18 protein-coding genes, 1 riboswitch and 1 other annotated feature are annotated in these 19,907 nt (G+C 42.2%); of the genes, 9 read left to right on the forward strand and 9 right to left on the reverse strand.

Annotation, left to right across the window (positions count from 1 at the left end):
* Nucleotides 1–2 precede the first annotated feature (2 nt).
* Nucleotides 3–1,229, reverse strand: a complete 1,227-nt coding sequence (hmpA, locus tag CDZ94_RS08900; RefSeq protein ID WP_096436264.1) for an NO-inducible flavohemoprotein — start codon at nt 1,227–1,229, stop codon at nt 3–5.
* Between the two features lie 202 nt (nt 1,230–1,431).
* Between hmpA and CDZ94_RS08905 the strand changes: the two genes are divergently transcribed.
* Nucleotides 1,432–1,863 (forward strand): RrF2 family transcriptional regulator, encoded by a 432-nt coding sequence (locus tag CDZ94_RS08905; protein WP_096436266.1) that lies wholly within the window; start codon nt 1,432–1,434, stop codon nt 1,861–1,863.
* 58 nt (nt 1,864–1,921) lie between these two features.
* Here the strand turns inward: CDZ94_RS08905 and leuS are convergent, their stop codons facing one another.
* Together leuS and CDZ94_RS08915 are read right to left on the reverse strand one after the other, a co-directional pair.
* Nucleotides 1,922–4,339, reverse strand: coding sequence for a leucine--tRNA ligase (gene leuS / locus CDZ94_RS08910; RefSeq protein ID WP_096436268.1), 2,418 nt, complete (start codon nt 4,337–4,339; stop codon nt 1,922–1,924).
* A gap of 107 nt (nt 4,340–4,446) precedes the next feature.
* Nucleotides 4,447–4,685 (reverse strand) — a binding site (T-box leader).
* A 106-nt stretch (nt 4,686–4,791) separates the two neighbouring features.
* Nucleotides 4,792–5,997, reverse strand: a complete 1,206-nt coding sequence (locus tag CDZ94_RS08915) for an MDR family MFS transporter (RefSeq protein ID WP_096436270.1) — start codon at nt 5,995–5,997, stop codon at nt 4,792–4,794.
* Nucleotides 5,998–6,191: 194 nt separating this feature from the next.
* Between CDZ94_RS08915 and ltaE the strand changes: the two genes are divergently transcribed.
* Genes ltaE through mnmM form a run of 3 tightly spaced genes read left to right on the forward strand, consistent with a single transcriptional unit; the run spans nt 6,192 to nt 8,767 of the window.
* The gene (gene ltaE / locus CDZ94_RS08920) at nt 6,192–7,226 is read left to right on the forward strand and encodes a low-specificity L-threonine aldolase (protein WP_096436272.1); all 1,035 of its coding nucleotides are present in this window, start codon (nt 6,192–6,194) and stop codon (nt 7,224–7,226) included.
* A gap of 6 nt (nt 7,227–7,232) precedes the next feature.
* Entirely contained in the window at nt 7,233–8,192 is a 960-nt protein-coding gene (mnmL, locus tag CDZ94_RS08925; protein ID WP_096436274.1) for a tRNA modification radical SAM protein MnmL/YtqA, read from the forward strand.
* Nucleotides 8,189–8,767, forward strand: coding sequence for a tRNA 5-(aminomethyl)-2-thiouridylate-methyltransferase MnmM (gene mnmM / locus CDZ94_RS08930; RefSeq protein ID WP_096436276.1), 579 nt, complete (start codon nt 8,189–8,191; stop codon nt 8,765–8,767). The genes mnmL and mnmM overlap by 4 nt, the downstream gene beginning before the upstream one ends.
* Nucleotides 8,768–8,950: 183 nt before the next feature.
* On the opposite strand, the gene CDZ94_RS08935 is transcribed toward mnmM, so the two are convergent.
* The 3 genes from CDZ94_RS08935 to CDZ94_RS08945 are packed head-to-tail and all read right to left on the reverse strand — an operon-like array spanning nt 8,951 to nt 11,785.
* Nucleotides 8,951–9,847: an AEC family transporter gene (locus CDZ94_RS08935; RefSeq protein ID WP_096436278.1), complete on the reverse strand. Its 897-nt coding sequence runs from the start codon at nt 9,845–9,847 to the stop codon at nt 8,951–8,953.
* 40 nt (nt 9,848–9,887) lie between these two features.
* The gene (locus CDZ94_RS08940) at nt 9,888–10,955 is read right to left on the reverse strand and encodes a tetraprenyl-beta-curcumene synthase family protein (RefSeq protein WP_096436280.1); all 1,068 of its coding nucleotides are present in this window, start codon (nt 10,953–10,955) and stop codon (nt 9,888–9,890) included.
* Between the two features lie 29 nt (nt 10,956–10,984).
* Entirely contained in the window at nt 10,985–11,785 is an 801-nt protein-coding gene (locus CDZ94_RS08945) for an alpha/beta fold hydrolase (RefSeq protein WP_096436282.1), read from the reverse strand.
* Between the two features lie 146 nt (nt 11,786–11,931).
* On the opposite strand from CDZ94_RS08945, the gene CDZ94_RS08950 reads away from it, so the two are divergent.
* Complete coding sequence (locus CDZ94_RS08950) at nt 11,932–12,465, forward strand: gamma carbonic anhydrase (RefSeq protein ID WP_096436284.1); 534 nt, start codon at nt 11,932–11,934, stop codon at nt 12,463–12,465.
* Between the two features lie 60 nt (nt 12,466–12,525).
* On the opposite strand, the gene CDZ94_RS21295 is transcribed toward CDZ94_RS08950, so the two are convergent.
* Both CDZ94_RS21295 and metK read right to left on the reverse strand, forming a co-directional pair.
* Nucleotides 12,526–12,690, reverse strand: coding sequence for a hypothetical protein (locus CDZ94_RS21295; RefSeq protein ID WP_157911727.1), 165 nt, complete (start codon nt 12,688–12,690; stop codon nt 12,526–12,528).
* 386 nt (nt 12,691–13,076) lie between these two features.
* The gene (gene metK / locus CDZ94_RS08955) at nt 13,077–14,291 is read right to left on the reverse strand and encodes a methionine adenosyltransferase (RefSeq protein ID WP_096436286.1); all 1,215 of its coding nucleotides are present in this window, start codon (nt 14,289–14,291) and stop codon (nt 13,077–13,079) included.
* 199 nt (nt 14,292–14,490) lie between these two features.
* Nucleotides 14,491–14,607: riboswitch (SAM riboswitch) on the reverse strand.
* A gap of 362 nt (nt 14,608–14,969) precedes the next feature.
* Here metK and pckA point away from each other — a divergent pair.
* The 4 genes from pckA (at nt 14,970) to CDZ94_RS08975 (ending at nt 19,369) form a co-directional block, all read left to right on the forward strand.
* Entirely contained in the window at nt 14,970–16,556 is a 1,587-nt protein-coding gene (gene pckA / locus CDZ94_RS08960) for a phosphoenolpyruvate carboxykinase (ATP) (protein WP_096436288.1), read from the forward strand.
* A gap of 223 nt (nt 16,557–16,779) precedes the next feature.
* Nucleotides 16,780–17,772 (forward strand): ABC transporter substrate-binding protein, encoded by a 993-nt coding sequence (locus tag CDZ94_RS08965; RefSeq protein ID WP_096436290.1) that lies wholly within the window; start codon nt 16,780–16,782, stop codon nt 17,770–17,772.
* A 36-nt stretch (nt 17,773–17,808) separates the two neighbouring features.
* Nucleotides 17,809–18,582 (forward strand): ABC transporter ATP-binding protein, encoded by a 774-nt coding sequence (locus tag CDZ94_RS08970; protein WP_096436292.1) that lies wholly within the window; start codon nt 17,809–17,811, stop codon nt 18,580–18,582.
* Nucleotides 18,566–19,369 carry an ABC transporter permease gene (locus CDZ94_RS08975; RefSeq protein ID WP_232735709.1) on the forward strand — a complete coding sequence of 268 codons (804 nt, stop codon included), beginning with the start codon at nt 18,566–18,568 and terminating at the stop codon, nt 19,367–19,369. The genes CDZ94_RS08970 and CDZ94_RS08975 overlap by 17 nt, the downstream gene beginning before the upstream one ends.
* A 54-nt stretch (nt 19,370–19,423) precedes the next feature.
* Here CDZ94_RS08975 and ytkD read toward each other — a convergent pair whose 3' ends face one another.
* Nucleotides 19,424–19,903 carry an RNA deprotection pyrophosphohydrolase gene (gene ytkD, locus CDZ94_RS08980; protein ID WP_157812152.1) on the reverse strand — a complete coding sequence of 160 codons (480 nt, stop codon included), beginning with the start codon at nt 19,901–19,903 and terminating at the stop codon, nt 19,424–19,426.
* Nucleotides 19,904–19,907: the final 4 nt, after the last annotated feature.

Raw genomic sequence — 19,907 nt, forward strand, 5'->3', positions numbered from 1 at the left:
GCTTATTCTATGTTCCCTTTTGGTCCGAAGAATTCAAAGTGAATGTGATCGTCCGATACGTCCCAACCTTTTAAGATTTTAAACACTTCTTTCATGAATAAAGTCGGACCACAAAAATAATAATCTGCCTCTTTATTTTTAATCATAGAGTTAAGAAAGCCTTCATCAATGTGACCTTTCTTTTTTAAGTGTGCTTTTTTGAGGTCTGTCGGTGTAGGTGAATCATAGCATACAGCGTAGTTAACGTTTTCTTGCGCATTCGAGATACCGGCTACGTGTTCATCCATCGCGTGGTAATCACCTGACCTCGCAGCATGAATAAAGGAGATTTCTCTCTTTGATTCAGTTCGAATAAGTGTGTTGAACATACTCATAAGTGGCGTGATTCCAACACCTCCACTAATAAAAACCACAGGACGGTCTGTTTCCTCGTTTAAAACAAAATCCCCCGCTGGTGCGGTAATGAGTATCGTATCGCCTTCATTTTTGTAATCATGGAGATCGTTTGAAACAACACCCGGCGCATGATCAGGTAAGCCTTCTTCTTTTTTCACACTAATCCGGTAATAATTCTCGTTGGGAGCATCAGATAAGCTGTATTGTCTCATATGTGTATACTCGCTGCCTTCAACATGAGCTTGGATTGAAATATACTGCCCTGGTTTAAATGAAGCGATTTTCCCGCCATCTACTGGCTTTAAATAAAAGGATGTTATCACATCACTTTCTCGCTCTTTCTTCTCAATCGTAAATTCACGGAAACCTTCCCATCCTCCGGGAGCTAGCTCCGCTTCGTGATACATTTCTTTTTCGACTTGAATGAATACATCAGCAATCACGCCATACGCTTCTCCCCATGCTTCAACTACTTCATCAATGTGAGGTGCTTCATGTAGTACTTCTTTGATTGCAGCTAAAAGGTTTTCTCCCACAATCGGATAGTGCTCTGGCTTTATATTTAAACTTCGGTGTTTATGGGCAATCTGCTTAACAGCCGGTAATATCGCTTCTAAGTTATCAATATGAACAGCTGCTGCATAAACCGTATTTGCTAATGCTCGTGGCTGTTTTCCTTGTTTTTGGTTCGTTTGATTAAATATATTTAATAGTTCAGGGTGCTGTTCAAACATTCTCTTATAGAAGTGTGTCGTGATCGTTTCCCCGTGTTCGGCTAAAACTGGCGCTGTTTCTTTTACAATTTGCTTCGTTTGTTCACTCAAAGTACTCATTTTTGTTATCCCCTTTCAGAAGGTGAGATTTAATATGTATTTTGAATATATATTTATTGAATCACTGCTCTGAATTTAAATCAATATATAAAATACATATTTTAGTGATTGTTTAAAATTTGTCACAATTGATGTCTTGGGTCTGACTCTTGTTTTATCGTATGGTATGATTGCTAAGAAATAAGCAATTGGAGTGAGTGCGATGCAATTAACAACCTACACAGACTACTCTCTTCGATTATTGCTGTACTTAGCCGTACAGCCTAAAGAAGAACTGTCGAGTGTTAAGAAAGTTGCTGACATATATAACATTTCATACAATCACCTTACGAAGATCACCTATCAATTAGGGAAAATGGGCGTATTGGAAACAGTTAAAGGAAGAAATGGCGGCATTCGTTTAGCAAAAGCGCCTGAAGATATTAATATCGGAGAGATTGTAAAAATGACAGAGGATACAAGCGGATATGTCGAATGCTTTAATGAAGAGACAAATATGTGTGTCCTAAGCCCTGCTTGCCGCTTAAAAGGAGTATTAAAAGAAGCAATAAATGCTTATATGAGCGTTTTAAAGCAGTATACCCTAAAGGACCTGACTAACAATGAAGACATACTAAAGCAGCTATTTGAATAAAAGAAGTGCCTGACCCCCATCGCTGTACAGCAATAACGCGGCGGGGGTAAGGCACCTTTTAGTTTGCTACTATATTTACTAACTTACCTGGGACGGCGATAACTTTGCGCACTGTTTTCCCTTCTACTTCCTCTTTAATGCGATCGAGATCGAGAGCTTCTTTTTCCATGTCCTCACGACTTGCGTCTTTTGCGATGACGAGCTTTGTACGTACTTTTCCGTTTACTTGTACGGCGATTTCTACTTCATTATCAACTAGCATATCTTCGTCATAGGACGGCCATGCTTCGTATGAAATCGTACCTTCGTGTCCAAGCCTCGACCAGAGCTCTTCACTCACATGTGGAGCGACTGGTGCAAGCATTTTAACGAAACCTTCAATATAGGCTTTTGGTAATTTCTCCTGCTTATATGCATCGTTAATGAACACCATCATTTGTGAAATTGCAGTATTAAAGCGGAGACCTTCAAAGTCTTCAGTGACTTTTTTAACTGTTTGATGGTAAGTTTTCGTTAAGGATCCGTCTCCTTCGTAATCGACAACCGCTTCATTTAAAGTATCCTCATCGTTAATAATTAAACGCCAAACACGATCGAGGAATCGACGCGCTCCGTCAAGCCCAGTCGTACTCCATGCAATCGATGCATCTAGTGGTCCCATGAACATTTCATAAAGACGTAGCGTGTCAGCCCCGTGCGTCTCGACAATTTCATCTGGATTCACAACATTTCCTTTCGATTTACTCATCTTCTCGTTGTTTTCACCTAAGATCATTCCTTGGTTAAAGAGTTTTTGGAATGGTTCCTTCGTTGGAACAACGCCAATGTCATATAGGAACTTGTGCCAAAAGCGAGCATAAAGTAAGTGCAATACGGCATGCTCAGCTCCGCCAATATAAGTATCCACCGGGAGCCAGTGTTCGAGCTTTTCCGGGTCGGCCAGTTGCTCCGCGTTATGAGGATCGATATAACGAAGATAATACCAGCAGCTTCCCGCCCATTGCGGCATCGTATTCGTTTCACGACGTCCTTTTTTACCCGTCTCAGGATCAGTTACATAAAGCCAGTCTTCGGCGTTTGCCAATGGTGATTCACCTGTACCTGAAGGTTTAAATTCATCCATTTCTGGTAGCACAAGAGGCAGCTCTTCTTCGGGTACGGCCTTCATCGTCCCATCTTCAAAGTGAATAATCGGGATCGGTTCCCCCCAGTAACGCTGCCGGCTAAAGAGCCAGTCACGAAGGCGGAACGTCACTTTTTTCTCGCCTTTTTCGTTCCCTTCAAGCCATTCAATCATTTTCACAATCGCCTTATCGTTTTCAAGGCCGTCTAAGAAGTCAGAGTTTACATGAGGGCCATCTCCTGTGTAAGGCTCTTCTTCTACATTACCACCTGACACGACTTCACGAATCGGAAGATCAAACGTTTTAGCAAACTCATAGTCCCGTTCATCGTGAGCTGGAACAGCCATAATTGCACCTGATCCGTAGCTCGCTAACACGTAATCCGCAATCCAGATCGGCAGCTTTTCACCGGAAACCGGATGAACGGCATAAGCCCCTGTAAACACACCCGTCTTTTCTTTAGTTAATTCCGTTCGCTCAAGATCGCTTTTTGTGGCAACAGCACGCTGATACTTCCCGACCGCTTCTTTTTGTTCAGCAGTGGTAATTTCCCTTACTAGATTGTGTTCTGGAGCCAACACGATGTAGGTAGCACCGTATAACGTATCAGGTCGCGTAGTAAATACAGTAAACGAGTCGTTGTAACCGTCTATTGTAAAACGGACGTCTGCACCTTCTGAACGGCCAATCCAGTTTCGCTGCATGTCTTTTAAGCTTTCCGGCCAATCAAGGTCATCCAAATCTTCTAAAAGGCGGTCCGCATAAGCAGTAATTTTAAGCATCCACTGCTTCATCGGGCGACGTTCAACAGGATGGCCTCCTCGTTCGCTCAGCCCGTCGATGACCTCTTCATTTGCAAGCACCGTTCCCAGTGCAGGACACCAGTTGACTGCCACTTCATCAATGTAGGCAAGCCCTTTTTCATAAAGCTTTGTAAAAATCCACTGCGTCCATTTGTAGTACTTCTCATCAACAGTGTTCACTTCGCGATCCCAGTCGTATGAAAAACCGAGCGCCTTAATTTGGCGACGAAACGTGGCAATGTTTGCTATTGTGAACTCGCGCGGGTGTTTTCCAGTATCGAGTGCATATTGCTCAGCAGGAAGGCCAAAAGCATCCCATCCCATCGGGTGAAGGACATTGTAACCTTGCATCCGTTTCATACGTGAGAGGATATCTGTTGCTGTGTAACCTTCTGGGTGTCCTACGTGAAGACCTGCTCCGGATGGATAAGGAAACATATCAAGCGCGTAAAACTTTTTCTTTGAAAATTCATCTTCCGTTTTGAATGTTTTTTCTTCTTCCCAATATTTTTGCCACTTCTGTTCAATCTTCTGATGATTAAAAGACATCGTGACAACCTCCTTCTTTTTTCAAAAATCATCGTACCTTATAACAGCACCGGTATGTAGGTTTAGAAAATTTGCAATATAAAAAAACCTCCCATCCCTGGCGTTATGTCAGGGACGAGAGGTTTTAACAGTTAATGTTGATGACCTTCCCGCGGTACCACCCATGATTAGTACATGTGTACTCACTTCGTTTACACCCTTAACGCGGGTATACGACAAAGGCTCACGCAAAGCGCTGACTTTTGTAACTCAAAGGTGAGTTCATGAAAGGCATGGTTGACTTTCAGCTCCCGTCAACTCTCTGAAACATGCGTGGTTCATTACTAATCCTCATCATCGTTTTTCAAAACATCTTATTTGTATATAATAGTTATTTTATGAAGTTGTTGTGAATGTGTCAAGGTTATTATCTAAAGGATAGACTTTAATTGTGTTTTTTAAACCCCAGCCTGTTAGGATGCAGATGTTTCTATGTTTCTCTGGTCGACCTTTCGTTCCTGCAATCCCCGGTCATACAAGTATGTCGTTAAGAAACTGATAAGGAACAATGCCACTAGCGCATAAAACAACACACTCATTCCGAAGAGATCCGCCATTACGCCACCAAAAAAGGGTCCAAGCATACGTCCTCCGGTACCAATACTGTTTACAATCCCTTGATAAAACCCTGCTTTCCCTTCAGGTGCTAACTGATGAGCAATTGTTGGTATGGCTGGCCAAACGAACATTTCACCAAATGTTAGAATAACCATTGCCACAATAAATGCGCTAAACACGTCCGCTTGTGAGAGTACAACATAAGCCCCCATAAAAATGACAAGGCCAACGTAAATTTGTGCTTTTAATGAGTGTACCCATTTCTCGATGAATAGTTTAATAATCGGTTGGCAAAAAACAATCATCGCTCCGTTAATCGTCCATAAAATACTATATTGTGTTAACGGAATTCCGAGGTTTTGTGTGTGGACAGAGATCGTCGACTGCCACTGCACATAGGCAATCCAGCAAATAAGAAATCCACCGCATAAAATAAGCAGCGCTCGAAACCGCTTTTTATTTTCCACTGCTTGCCCTTGTTCAAAGACGTTTGTCGTGCTTGCTTGACCGACGTCTGCTTGCAAGTGTTTAAAGAAAAAAAGGGCAAGTAGGAAGAAACTAAAATACATTAGCCCATTCCCTAAAAAAACAAAATCAAATCGGTAGCTGGCGAGAAGCCCCCCTAAAGCGGCCCCTAATGATACACCGATGTTTTGTGCCACATACATAGCGTTGAACGGGCGCCTTCCTCCTTCAGGCCAAACTGATCCAGCCATAGCGTACATCGCAGGCATCATTATTCCTGCTCCAAAACCTAAACCGAGCATGAGTACGACATAATGATAAAATTCATTAAAAATTGCTAGAATAAAGGCACTCGTCATTGTAATGATCACACCCAGCATGATCGTCTTGTATCCTCCGATCCGGTCAAAAAGGTTTCCACCGATCAAATTACCAATAATACCCATAACGGCATTTCCCATAATGACAAGGCCGGCGATGGTAAGTGATTTCCCTAATTCCATATGAATATATATCGTGTTTAAAGGCCATAAAAAAGACGCCCCCGTTACATTAATGGCCATTCCAATAACAAGAAGCCAAACTGCCTTAGGCATACTGCCCCTCCTTAATATTTCGTTTGCCTAAGGAGATTGTAGTGGAGTTTACGAGATAAAGCAACGAACTTTTTACTCAAATTTACAATTGCCTCAATATTGTACATCCTCTCTATATCCTAAAAGCTATCTATGGTAGGATGTGAGAGAGGTTTTACTAGAGGTGCACGTTCAAATGTAGGAGGACTGATAATATGATAGATTTACGTAGTGATACAGTAACAAAACCTACTCCTGAAATGAGAGAAGCGATGGCCAATGCAGTTGTTGGCGACGATGTATACGGAGAAGATCCTACGATACTTGAACTCGAAACATACGCTGCCGATTTAGTTGGAAAAGAAGCAGCTCTCTTTGTGACAAGTGGAACACAAGGAAATCAAGTCGCAGTACTTACTCACATGCGGCAAGGTGAAGAGATCGTAATGGATGAAGAGGCGCACGTCTTTTTATATGAAGGCGGTGCTACCGCTGCACTTGCTGGCGTTCAATCGCGAACACTTCCTAGCAAAAAAGGGCAAATCCCTCTCGAACAACTAGCTGGTGCCATTCGAATGAGTGATGTACATTTTCCAGATACAGGATTGATTTGGCTTGAAAACACTCATAATAAAAGTGGGGGCTCCGTTTTACCAGGATCTTATTTAGCGAACGTTGCTGAATTGGCTAAAGAGCATCAAATCCCAGTTCATATTGACGGGGCACGCATCTTTAATGCCTCTGTGGCAGAAAACGTTTTACTAAAGGATATTGCCAAGCACGCGTCTACTGTGCAGTTTTGCCTGTCTAAAGGTCTTGGTGCGCCTGTGGGCTCGATCCTAGCTGGTGACCGCTCCTTCATTGAACGGGCGCGTAAATGGCGGAAAAGGCTTGGCGGCGGCTTGCGCCAAAGTGGCGTTATTGCTGCTCCAGCTTTACTTGCCTTAAAAGCGGGTTTTGACCACTTAAACGAAGATCATAAAAACGCCAAGCTATTAGCAAACTTTTTAGCTGAATTAGAAGGGTTTCATGTTATAAATGAAGTCCAAACGAACATGATTCTTGTAGATACCACCGAAACAGGACTCACGAGTGAGGATTGGCTTATAGAACTGAAAAGCCAAGGTGTATTAGCTGTTCCTTATGGCCCGTATACGATCCGTTTTACAACACACCGAGATCTGTCCCAAAACGATATACACCATGCGATCCATCAAACGAAAAAAGCATGGCAGCAGTTGAAAGGATGAAAAATAATGCCAAATGAAGCACCAATAATGTTCGGTGATAAACGTTACTTTACTTGGAATGATCACCTGAAACATGAATTTGGTGAAAAAATCTTTAAAGTTCCTTTAGACGCAGGATTTGATTGCCCTAACCGAGATGGAAACGTCGCCAGCGGAGGCTGTACGTTTTGTAGTGAACGAGGTTCAGGAGATTTTGCAGGAGATCGAAAAGAGGATCTTGTCACTCAGTTTAATACGATCAAAGAAAAGCTTCATAAGAAATGGAAAACCGGTAAGTACATGGGCTACTTCCAGGCATATACCAATACGTATGCTCCCGTTGAAGAACTGCGGCAAATGTATGAAATCATTTTGCAGCAAGACGATGTAGTTGGATTATCAATTGCCACACGCCCTGACTGTTTACCCGATGATGTCGTCGAGTATTTAGCAGAGCTCAATGAACGCACGTACCTCTGGGTCGAACTCGGCTTGCAAACAGCCCACGATCGAACTGGCATGCTCATTAACCGTGCTCATGATTATCAATGCTATGTAGATGGTGTGAATAAACTTCGTAAGCATAACATCCGTGTTTGTTCACACATAATTAATGGTCTGCCATTAGAGAACCATGAGATGATGATGGAAACAGCCAAGGAAGTAGCTAAACTTGATGTACAAGGGATAAAAATTCATCTTCTCCACCTTTTAAAGCGAACGCCAATGGTTAAGCAATACGAAAAAGGCATGGTCGAGTTGATGAGTTTGGAAGAATACGTGAACCTAGTCTGTGATCAGCTCGAGGTGTTGCCTATGAGCATGATCGTTCATCGTTTAACTGGGGACGGCCCTTCTGAACTAATGATCGGACCGATGTGGAGCTTAAACAAATGGGCCGTGCTCAATGGTATCGACGCTGAAATGAAGCGCCGCAATAGTTGGCAAGGGAAATACTATGAAACTCCGGCGGTGACAAAACAATGAACATAGATGGCGTTCTTCCCTTTACTCGATTCCTTTTGGAAAAGGCGGTTTCTGATGGTGGTGTCGCTATTGACGCTACATCAGGAAACGGTCACGATACGCTTTTTTTGGCAAAGTTGGTTGGACCTGCGGGAAAAGTTTACAGCATCGACATTCAAAAAGCGGCAATTTTAGCGACTAAAGATCGGCTGCTAGCAGCTACAAAGCAAAATTTAGCCGGCCGCGTTCAACTGATTCAAGATAGTCATGAACAGGTACTGTCTTATTTAGAAGGTGGGCAAACTGTAAACGGGGCAGTTTTTAACCTAGGATACTTACCTGGCAGTGATAAAACGATCACGACTACTCCCCAGTCAACAATCACCGCTGTAAAAAATATCTTTTCTGTTCTCGAACCTGAGGGGATCATTGTCCTCGTCGTTTATCATGGACATGACGAAGGGAAAGTAGAGCGAGATGCACTGCTCGAATTTGTTCGAAAACTTCCGCAAGAGGAAGCCCACGTGCTCGAATATCGATTTACCAACCAGCGTAACTCACCACCATTTGTGATCGCAGTTGAAAAAAGAGCATAAAATTAACAAGGCGGACACCTGCTTTAGGTATTCCGCCTTTATTTTATAAAATTTTTCCTAAAATATTGTTGCTTGTGTTTCAACTCACATGATCGTATAGGACAAATTCATTTTGTCCGTAACACCCTTTGAGCCCGAATAATACGCTCAAAAAGCAAACCTTATGAAAACAGTCGTTTCATATTATCCTAAGATCATCAACAACAACGTAAGTGTAATAATACTTATCAATGTCGAAATAAATGTGACGCTCGACACGAACTTTGGCTTCGCATCAAATTGCACAGCATAAATGACGATCGTTGCTGCAGATGGCATAGCAGCTGACACAATTAACACTTTTGCAAGTAAGGGATCAATTGGCAACGCAAGTGTAATGAACCAGGCGATGAGGGGGGAGACGAGTAACCTGACCACTACAGCGTAGCTGATCTTTCCCCATTCAAAGTTCCCCCACTCTATTCTTGCGAGTTGCATACCTAAAATAATCATTACTGTCGGAATCGTCGCTTCTGCGATAATATCTACAGTGCGAAACAAATTTTCCGGAATACCCAAGGAGAAACTTTTTAAGGCGATCGCAACAATAACAGCATAAGTGGCCGGCATCGCAAAGACAGCTTTAATTGCCGTTCGTATCCCCGTTCCGCCTCTCGCAGCATAATACACACCAAAAAAGTTCATAATGATTGATTGAAATACGAGAAATGAAACTGCGTAAGCAAACGCCGCTTCTCCATATGCAAATAAAATAATCGGTGCGCCGTAATTCCCTGCATTCATAAATGCTGTCGATAAAATCATGCCACTTTCCAAAGACGATGAATAATTCATTACTTTTACATAAAATTTATTTAAGATGATTAGGGCAAACAATAAGACCAAAGAAAAGATAATCATGTATACATATTGCATGTCTACTTCTGATTGATAAAACGTCCTGAACACCAAGGCTGGCGTCATGACATAAATCGCCACCGTCGATAAAGGTCTGAGGTCAAGCTTTTGCCATTTTTGCACGGCAAACCCGATGGCAAAGACTAGTATAACTGGTAATACGACTGAAAAAAAGATTGTCATCGTTGCTTCATTCCACGATCCCGTTCCTTCCTATAAATAACTAGGTTTTACTTTTTTGACGGTACATCCAGCCATTTACGTAGAAAAATAAACTAGGTGCTCCCCCGGTACGCAAGATTTGCTTTCCTTTTTCACGTAACTCAGGGTCATTTTTTACTTTGTCATCCGCTAAATAAATTGCAATCAACCCATTGTTAATTAAACTGTGAAATCGGCTGTCAGGTAATCCGTTAATACTCTTTTTTGCTTCAATGAAAAAGTGACTTAAACGACGAAGCATCTCCTCTTCATTTTCATAATAAAAACAAAAATTCAAATCGCCACCTAGTCGATCTTCTTCTTGGTCAATAAAATAATCAAGCATAATATGAAGCCCTTGTACCCAAGGGAAATAGCCTTCCTTGATTTTTTTTGCTTGACCCGCCGTAAGGTTTCTGTCACCTGCTGCATAAGAAGTAAGGCAATAAACTCCCAATGTAGATCCGGCACAAGCAGAAAATTCATACCAAGTCATGTCCGGCAATTGCTTCCTGTGTTCGTCAAACCAAGCTTCTAATCTAGGTAAACGATCGTTTGGAGTCACGTGTTTATGTACTTGCAACTCAGTATAAAGAGTCGCCAGTTCAACATTTAACGGTTGGACAGCGGCATAATCCGAAAACGCACTCACGGTTTCCTGACAGGTTTTAACGAGAGCATGAAGATAGCCCCCGTCTTCCTTTTCATTTCGAAATTGGTAGTAATCACGTAAAGGAGCACTGGGAGTGAGAGCATCAGGCATCGATTTATGAAGAGAAGTAAAGTCATCAGGATCCATTGATGTACTTCGATCACATAGATTATCTAAATAATCACTAATGGTTTGATAGGCAACAATAAAACGAATACATTCCTCGCGCTTTTTTTCTGATAACAAACCGTAAACCGCGCCACCTTCACAATGAAAAGATTTTGTATCAATACTCATCAACGCTTGTTTTCGAAGTTCAGGATCTGGAATACGAGAGGCTCTTTCTCTCCATTCATCAAGGTAACGATGCACAACTGGCAATACATTTTTATAAATGCGGTACATTAATGTCCATGAGCGAGCAGGTACTTTTACCATTGATTTCCTCCATTTAATAATGTTGGTTATTACTTTATCACGTGTAGGCGTGTAGTGACAAATGCCAGCATATGAAGAAACACGTCTTCTTTCCCAGGATCATTTAATACTTCATGAAAAAAAGATGGCCATTCTCGGTAGCTTTTGTCTTCAATATCCAAGCTGTTAAACCAGCGTTTCACCTCTTTTTTATCAACAATCCTATCGTCTCCTCCTTGCATGACAAATAGTGGTAGATTGGGAAAAACAGCAACCGAGTCATGTGCCTTTTTGATCGCGCGTGTGAGTTCCGCGTAATAACGGACACTTACATTTTTTACTAATTGCTCATCTTTACGATCTCGGGCCCGCATCCGCTCATCTCTTGTACCCGAACCTGGTTCCAAACCTGAAGGAAGAGAGACAGTAGGCCAAAGTCGATTCAAAGATTTTGAAATTACCCTTTTGTACATTGGAGGTGTATTAGATAACCCTAAACATGGTGAAGATAGAAGAAGCAAATCGGGCTTTAATGAAGGTTTAACAACCTGTTGAATAAGAATTGAAATCAACCCTCCCATACTGTGCCCCAGCTGAACGACCGGCAAATTATAAGATTGTGCTTCTTCAAGCCACGGGGTAACCGCTTCAAAATAATCCGTAAACTGATTCACATGGCCGCGTCTCCCTGTTGTGGTTCCTTGTCCTGGTAAATCGCCCATAATGACGTGGTACCCGTGTTCATTCAATTGACGAACGACCCATTCATAACGAACATGATATTCACCTGCCCCATGGACAATCACAAATACACCTTTTGCCGGTTGATTTTGTACCTCCCACTTCCACATATGATTCACCTTCTTTACTTCGTCTTTTATCTATCTTGTCGTTCTTTTGCTCCCTGAGTCAAGAACCATGCCTCCAATTTCGTGGTTCTTTACGTGTCGATTTGATAAACTTACTGTAGAAGCTAACTTAGAAAGGGGTCTGACTTATGAAGATTTATCCTTATGGTGAACATACGCCAACGATTGATCCGACTGTTTATTTGGCAGACGGCGTCATCGTCACAGGGGATGTCCACATAAAAAAAGAGGCGAGCCTTTGGTTCAATACAGTAATACGAGGAGATGTGGCTCCGACTTATATAGGAGAACGCGTGAACATTCAAGATAACAGTACGTTACACCAAAGCCCTAATAACCCTTTAGTTTTAAAAGAAGGCGTTACAGTCGGGCACCAGTGCATTTTACATAGCTGTGTCATACAAAAAGATGCATTAATCGGCATGGGGGCTACCATCCTTGACCGTGCGGAAATTGGAGAAGGAGCGTTTGTCGGTGCCGGCAGCCTCGTTCCTCCAGGGAAAAAAATCCCGCCAAATACGTTAGCGTTAGGCAGTCCTGCGAAAGTCGTTCGTGAGCTAACAAAAGAAGACATTGAAGATATGGAGCGCATACGCAGAGAGTATGTAGAAAAAGGGCAGTATTATAAAACTGTTATAGAAAAGGTGAAAAATTCAGGTTAAAAGCGGAGCAATCCGCTTTTTTATACTTAGGGAAATTTAAGTAGGGATTGCTGAATAACTCTAGAACCCAAATACAAAGGGTGTCGCTTCCATGGCTTCACTTTCCGCAGGCAACGCTTCAGCCTCCTCATTCGCGAAAGGCGTGCTCACTGCGGGGTTTTTTGCTGCTCCTGCGGTTCCTCGTCGGAAGAAGACCATTGTTGCTTTTCCTGCTGGAGTCTCCACCTTTCGCTCTTTCGTTTTATAAATCAATAACGATAATCTATACGAAAAGTGCTTTTATTAAAAACAGCGTGAGCTTCCGCCGTAAATTTTAAAGTCTCAGGAATGCTTTTCTCTTGAGACGAGCAGAAGCGTATAAAGGAAAGCACAAGCACATTGGCGTCGTACGACATAGAAAACTTGACTTATCGCCCAAAGAGGCTAAAGTGACCTCGTTGCTGTCTCTTCCTCTGCTAGTCATGCCCCGATGTGTATCCACCCAAGACAATCCGCAGCTGATTCACGAAGCTTGTGCTAGACATTGAAGCGTAGATTTTTCTACTTTCTAAACTCTATACAAAAACAGGCCCTATGAAAGTCTTCATTGGGCCTGAATTATACCGTTTATGTTACTTTCCAGCTTTCACCAACGCTTGTTCTTTCAACACGTCTGCCTTATCCGTACGTTCCCATGGAAGCTCTACATCGGTACGTCCAAAGTGACCGTAAGCTGCCGTTTGTTTGAAGATCGGACGTCGAAGGTCGAGCATTTTGATGATTCCTGCCGGACGGAGGTCGAAGTTGTCGCGGACGACTTCGACCATTACATCTTCGCCCACTTGTCCTGTGCCAAATGTATCAATCGCAATCGATACAGGTTGTGCCACACCAATAGCATAAGCCAGCTGCACCTCACAACGATCAGCCAGACCTGCTGCAACTAGGTTTTTTGCCACATAACGAGCGGCATAAGCTGCAGAGCGGTCAACTTTGGTCGCATCTTTACCAGAAAAAGCACCGCCTCCGTGACGTGCATAACCACCATATGTGTCAACAATGATTTTACGTCCCGTTAAACCTGCATCTCCTTGTGGCCCACCAATAACAAAGCGCCCTGTCGGATTGATAAAATACTTTGTTTTTTCATCAATTAAGTTACCAGGAACAACAGGTCCGATGACATGCTCCTTTAAATCGGCTTTAATTTGATCAAGCTCCACTTCAGGATGGTGCTGAGTTGAAATGACAATGGTGTCAATGTGAACCGGTTGATCATTTTCATCATATTCTACGGTTACTTGAGTTTTACCATCAGGGCGTAAGTAAGAAAGTGTACCATCTTTACGCACTTCACTTAATCGGCGTGATAATTTATGAGATAAAGATATAGGTAAAGGCATCAATTCAGGTGTCTGATTGTCTGCATAACCAAACATTAACCCTTGGTCTCCAGCACCAATCGCTTCAATTTCCTCGTCTGACATTTGTCCTTCACGTGATTCAAGCGCCTGGTTTACACCCTGAGCAATATCAGCAGATTGCTCATCAATAGAAGTAAGCACCGCACACATTTCATAGTCAAAGCCATATTTCGCCCGTGTATAGCCAATTTCTTTTATTGTTTCACGAACGACTTTTGGTATATCAACATACGTCGTTGTAGAGATTTCCCCTGCTACTAATACAAGTCCCGTGTTTACTGATGTTTCACATGCAACACGTGCATTAGGATCACTTTTCATAATTTCATCTAAAATTGCATCGGAAATCTGGTCACAAATTTTATCCGGATGTCCTTCAGTTACTGATTCAGACGTAAATAAACGTCGTCGTTTTTCTGCCACTAAATGTACCTCCTCGATCCTCTTCAATAGATAGGATATGTGTATTGTAGTGACGGTACTCATTCTCCCGGCAGAATACTCAGATCAACCTATCGACCTAAGCTGACTTCATCGACTTATGTAATACTAAAAAGGGTCTACGTAAAGTCAATAAAAAACCTTCCCCCGCGAGGAAAAGGTTATAATCATTCGCCTTCACCTCTTATCTTCAAGACAATTCAGATGTCTCGCAGGTTAGCACCGTTCACCTTTTAATAAAAGGGTGATGGTTGCCGGGCTTCTTCGGGCCTGTCCCTCCGCCAACTCGGAATAAGAGTATCCGTTCGTTGAAAATGATAACTGATAAACCATAGCCTGTCAACAAATCTGAACGTCGTGACTGCAGGAAATCAAAGGGATTTTTAAGGACCGATGAAAGTCTTTTTACACCTTGTAATAAAGGAACATGATATGAGTTGAAAAAGCTCAAAAAGGGACTACGAACACAGCAAAATAACACAAACTAAAAACATGCTCGTAAAATAATACATGTTCACAAATATGACAAAAATAAGGCGAACATTTTTCAAGCAAATAGTATAGACTAATCAAATCAATGTGTTATACTATTTACAACATAGTAACTCATAATAAAATTAATTAAACATAAAGTCTACGAAGAAAGGGTTTGGTGTAAAAATGAGTACCCTCCATTTTGAAACAGAATTAGTTCGCGTATTGAAAGGCGAAAAAATCCAAGAAAATCTACCAGCTTCCTTATTAGTAGAGAAAGCACTAGAACGTAAAGAAGGCTTGATTACTTCTGCTGGAGCCTTTCGTGCAACGACTGGTAAGTATACTGGACGTTCACCTAAAGATAAATTCATTGTAGATGAAAGATCCGTTCATGACAAAATTGAATGGGGAGCGGTTAACCAACCGATTCCTTCTGAAGTTTTTGAAAACCTTTACGTAAAAGTGTTAGACTATTTAAACGAAAAAGATGAATTATTTGTACGAGACGCATTTGCGGGAGCTGACCCTCAGCACCGACTACCGATTCGCGTCGTAAACGAATTCGCGTGGCACAATTTATTTGCAAGCCAATTATTTATCCGCCCTACAAAAGAAGAACGCAAAGAAATGATTCCTGAATTCACAATTGTATCAGCTCCAGGCTTTAAAGCTGATCCCAAAGTTGACGGGACACATTCTGAAACCTTTATTATCGTTTCTTTTGAAAAACGTACCATTCTTATTGGTGGAACAGAGTATGCTGGAGAGATGAAAAAATCCATCTTCTCTGTCATGAATTACTTGTTGCCTGAAAACAATATCTTCTCCATGCATTGTTCAGCAAACGTTGGTCAAGAAGGGGACGTTGCCTTGTTTTTCGGCCTTTCCGGCACTGGGAAAACAACGCTTTCTGCTGATAAAAACCGCAACTTAATCGGTGATGATGAACATGGCTGGTCTCATAATGGCGTGTTCAATATTGAAGGCGGGTGCTACGCCAAATGTGTAAACTTAAGTGAAGAAAAAGAACCACAAATTTATAATGCGATTCGCTTCGGCTCAGTTTTAGAAAATGTTGTCGTTGACGAAGAATCTCGTGAGCCCGACTACGATGACACATCTTATACAGAAAACACACGAGCAGCCTATCCGATCGAAGCCATTCCAAATGCAGTAACACCTAGTGTTGCCAGTCATCCAAATGCGATTATCTTTTTGACAGCAGATGCTTTCGGCGTGCTGCCTCCGATCAGCAAACTGACTAAAGAACAGGCGATGTACCATTTCTTATCCGGCTACACGAGCAAGCTTGCGGGAACGGAGCGAGGGATTACTGAACCAACAGCGACTTTCTCTACTTGCTTTGGAGCACCATTCCTACCACTGCCAGCAAATCGTTACGCTGAGATGCTCGGGGAAAGAATCAATCAGCATGATGTAGAAGTTTACCTAGTCAATACCGGATGGTCTGGAGGATCTTACGGCGTTGGAAAACGCATGAACCTAACTTATACAAGAGCAATGGTTCAAGCCGCACTTCAAGGTGAACTTACCTCTGCAGAAACAGCGGTGGATCCGTTCTTCGGCCTCCACGTCCCGCTACAATGCCCAGGAGTTCCTGATGAAGTCCTTCTTCCGCGTCAGACTTGGGAAGATAAAGAGGCTTATGATACGAAAGCAATCGAATTAGCCAATAAATTTGAAGAAAACTTCAAGAAGTTTGAAGATGTATCCAAAGACATTCGCGAAGCTGGTCCGAGAACGAAATAGTGAAGTGAACATTCTAAAGAAGCCACTCTTTTTCGAGTCGGCTTCTTTTTTTATTTCGAAGTATATGAGCTGAATATAAGAGCTTCGGCCGAATAATTTGGGATTTATGTAGTATAAAATCGGTTTTGTGTAGAATTTTTATCCCCCATACACACCTTCCTCCCTCTAAACATAGACTATTGCATCAGCGAATACCCAATTGTGTTAACAGGAGGAAAGATAGATGAACACATTAAAAAAAGTCAGTCTGATTGCCTTAACGTTACTTATGACTGCTTCAATAGCGGCTTGTTCAGCAGGTAGCTCACAGACGTCTGTAAAGCTTGCTGAAGTAACGCGGTCGATTTTTTACGCACCTCAATATGTGGCAATTTCTGAAGGGTTCTTTGAAGAAGAGGGGCTTGATGTCGAGCTGACTACAACTTGGGGCGGAGACCGGACGATGACAACACTGTTATCTGACGGGGCGGATGTTGCTTTAGTGGGTGCCGAAACATCAATATATGTATATGCACAAGGTGCAAATGATCCGGCAGTCAATTTTGCGCAACTCACCCAGACTGATGGCACTTTCCTTGTATCTCGGGAAAAAATTGATGACTTTAAGTGGGATGATTTAAAAGGTTCGACGTTTTTAGGACAACGTGAAGGCGGCATGCCACAAATGGTTGGGGAGTATGTTCTTAAAGATCATGGCATTGATCCGCAAAACGATTTAGATTTAATCCAAAACATCGACTTTGGTAACATTCCTTCTGCCTTTGCGTCTGGCACGGGTGACTATGTACAGCTATTTGAACCACAAGCGACACTGTTTGAACAAGAAGGCATTGGTCACATTATTGACTCGTTCGGAACACAGTCTGGAGAAGTCCCATATACTGTTTATATGGCAAAAGAGAGTTTTTTAGCGGATAATGACGAAACGGCAGAACAATTTGCTCGGGCCATTGCTAAAGCGCAACAATGGGTCCACGAACAACCGGCTGACGTCGTTGCCGAATCAATCGAGGATTTCTTCGAAGATACACCTCTTGATGTTATTGAAAGTGTAGTAGAACGATATCGCAGTCAAGACTCTTATGCCGAAGCCCCAATTTTAAATGAAGACGCATGGTATCATTTACAGGCGATTATGGAAGAGGCAGGAGAACTTCCTGAAAAAGTTGATTACGAAACTCTTGTAAACACTGATTTTGCAGAGCGAATTGAATAAAGAGGCTTACTTTCTTCTTTTGAAAGGGTGGTGAAGGTGGCTTTACTTCAAATTGAAAACCTGGAAAAAACGTACTTTACTAAAACAACGACGACAGAAGCATTGGTTGATATTGGTTTAACGGTGAACGAAGGTGAATTTGTCTCGATTATCGGTCCTAGCGGCTGTGGAAAGACAACACTTCTTTCAATGATTTCCGGGCTGTTAGCGCCCACCTCCGGGAAAATTGAACTCGATAAAAAACCTGTGACCAAACCCACACCAGCCACAGGCTATATGCTTCAACAAGATTATTTATTTCCTTGGTTAACGATCAAGGATAATATAACACTCGGTCTCAAAACGATGCGGCAGCTTAACCAACAAAGCGAATGTCACGCTCTTCATTTACTCAATAAAATGGGATTAAGTGAGCACAAGAATGCTTATCCACAGCAGCTTTCCGGGGGGATGCGCCAAAGAGTTGCTTTAGTCCGGATGCTGGCAACCCAGCCAAAGCTTTTATTGTTAGATGAACCCTTTTCAGCTCTTGATTATCAGACAAAGCTAAAGCTCGAAGATCTCGTATTTGAAACGATAAAAGAGCATCAAAAGACAGCTATTCTTGTAACTCATGATATTGGAGAAGCGATTGCCATGAGTGACCGAATTGTCATGCTCAGCAATCGGCCAGCAACGATTCATCGTATTTTTGACGTACCTAACGATTTGAAACAGCTTAGTCCGTTCAATGCAAGAAACCACGCTCACTTTAATGAACGATTCCGTATCATATGGAAGGAGCTGGAGTCCCTTGGCACAACAAACTGAAGAACTTCATCAGCAATATATCCAACAACTAAAGAGAGAAAAGAAATGGGTACGGATCACACAACTTTCGATCTTAGTCTTGTTTTTTGCTGCATGGGAATTTCTTACGAGCCAACGGATTCTCGATCCGCTCTTGTTTAGTTCTCCTTCTCGAGTGTGGGACTTATTGGTGGCCAGAGTCCAAGACGGGTCAATATTCGTCCATTCCTCAGTGACTTTATTCGAAACCGTCCTTGGTTTCATATTGGGCACCGTTATAGGGACAGCAACCGCTGCTTTACTATGGTGGTCGAGATTTTTGTCAAAAGTCATGGATCCTTACTTAGTCGTGTTAAACTCAATGCCTAAAGTAGCCTTAGGTCCGATTTTAATCGTCGGACTCGGCCCTGGTTTTACTTCGATTATTGCAATGGGGGCGCTGATTTCTGTAATTATTACAACGATTGTCGTCTATAACGCTTTTCGAGAAGTGGATGAGAATTACCTTCGAGTCATTCAGTCGTTTGGGGCAACAAAAAGTCAGTCCTTTTCATCAGTCATTTTTCCTGCATCATTTCCAACGATTATTTCCACATTGAAAGTAAACGTTGGTCTGGCGTGGGTTGGGGTTATTGTCGGGGAATTTCTCGTTTCCAAACAAGGATTAGGCTATATGATTATCTACGGTTTTCAAGTCTTTAATTTCACAATGGTGATGCTGAGCTTACTCATCATTGCCATATTAGCTACCATTATGTACCAATTGGTTGAGCTGTTAGAAAGGAAATTGTTAAAATATCGTTCATAGTGCATGAATAAACGCACTCATTTACTTGAGTGCGTTTTGTTTGTTCATTAAGTATTAAGTAGCAGCAACAAAGCGCCTTTTCACTTCTTGCAAGCTAAGCGGAAGGACGTCATCTTTCATAATAAAACTGTATTGATGATTCGTTTTCACATTATCTGGCAGATTCTTTAACAATTTCGGCCCTTTTGTTTCAAAGTAATTACTTCGTGTAATCAAGTCGTCAACCGTTGCAAAATAAACGTTTTTAATGACCGTTTCTTGTTTACCTCTTACTCGGTATTGTCCAATATAATGAACGTCTTTTACGACTCCACCCGTTTCTTCAAACACTTCCCGTTTTGCAGCCTCTACCGGACCTTCCCCATCTTCCACTTTTCCGCCTGGAAACTCCAGTCCTCTAGAGGGATGAATCGTCACTAGCCAATTTCCGCGATACCTGCAGACTACCCACACATTTTTAGGCGTGTGGGAAAAAGGGTGGTCGTCGATTGAAAACTCCACCAGATTATTATAATAGTCCTTAAATGTATGAATGTTG

The sequence above is a fragment of the Alteribacter populi genome (assembly GCF_002352765.1).
GTDB classification, from domain to species: domain Bacteria; phylum Bacillota; class Bacilli; order Bacillales; family Salisediminibacteriaceae; genus Alteribacter; species Alteribacter populi.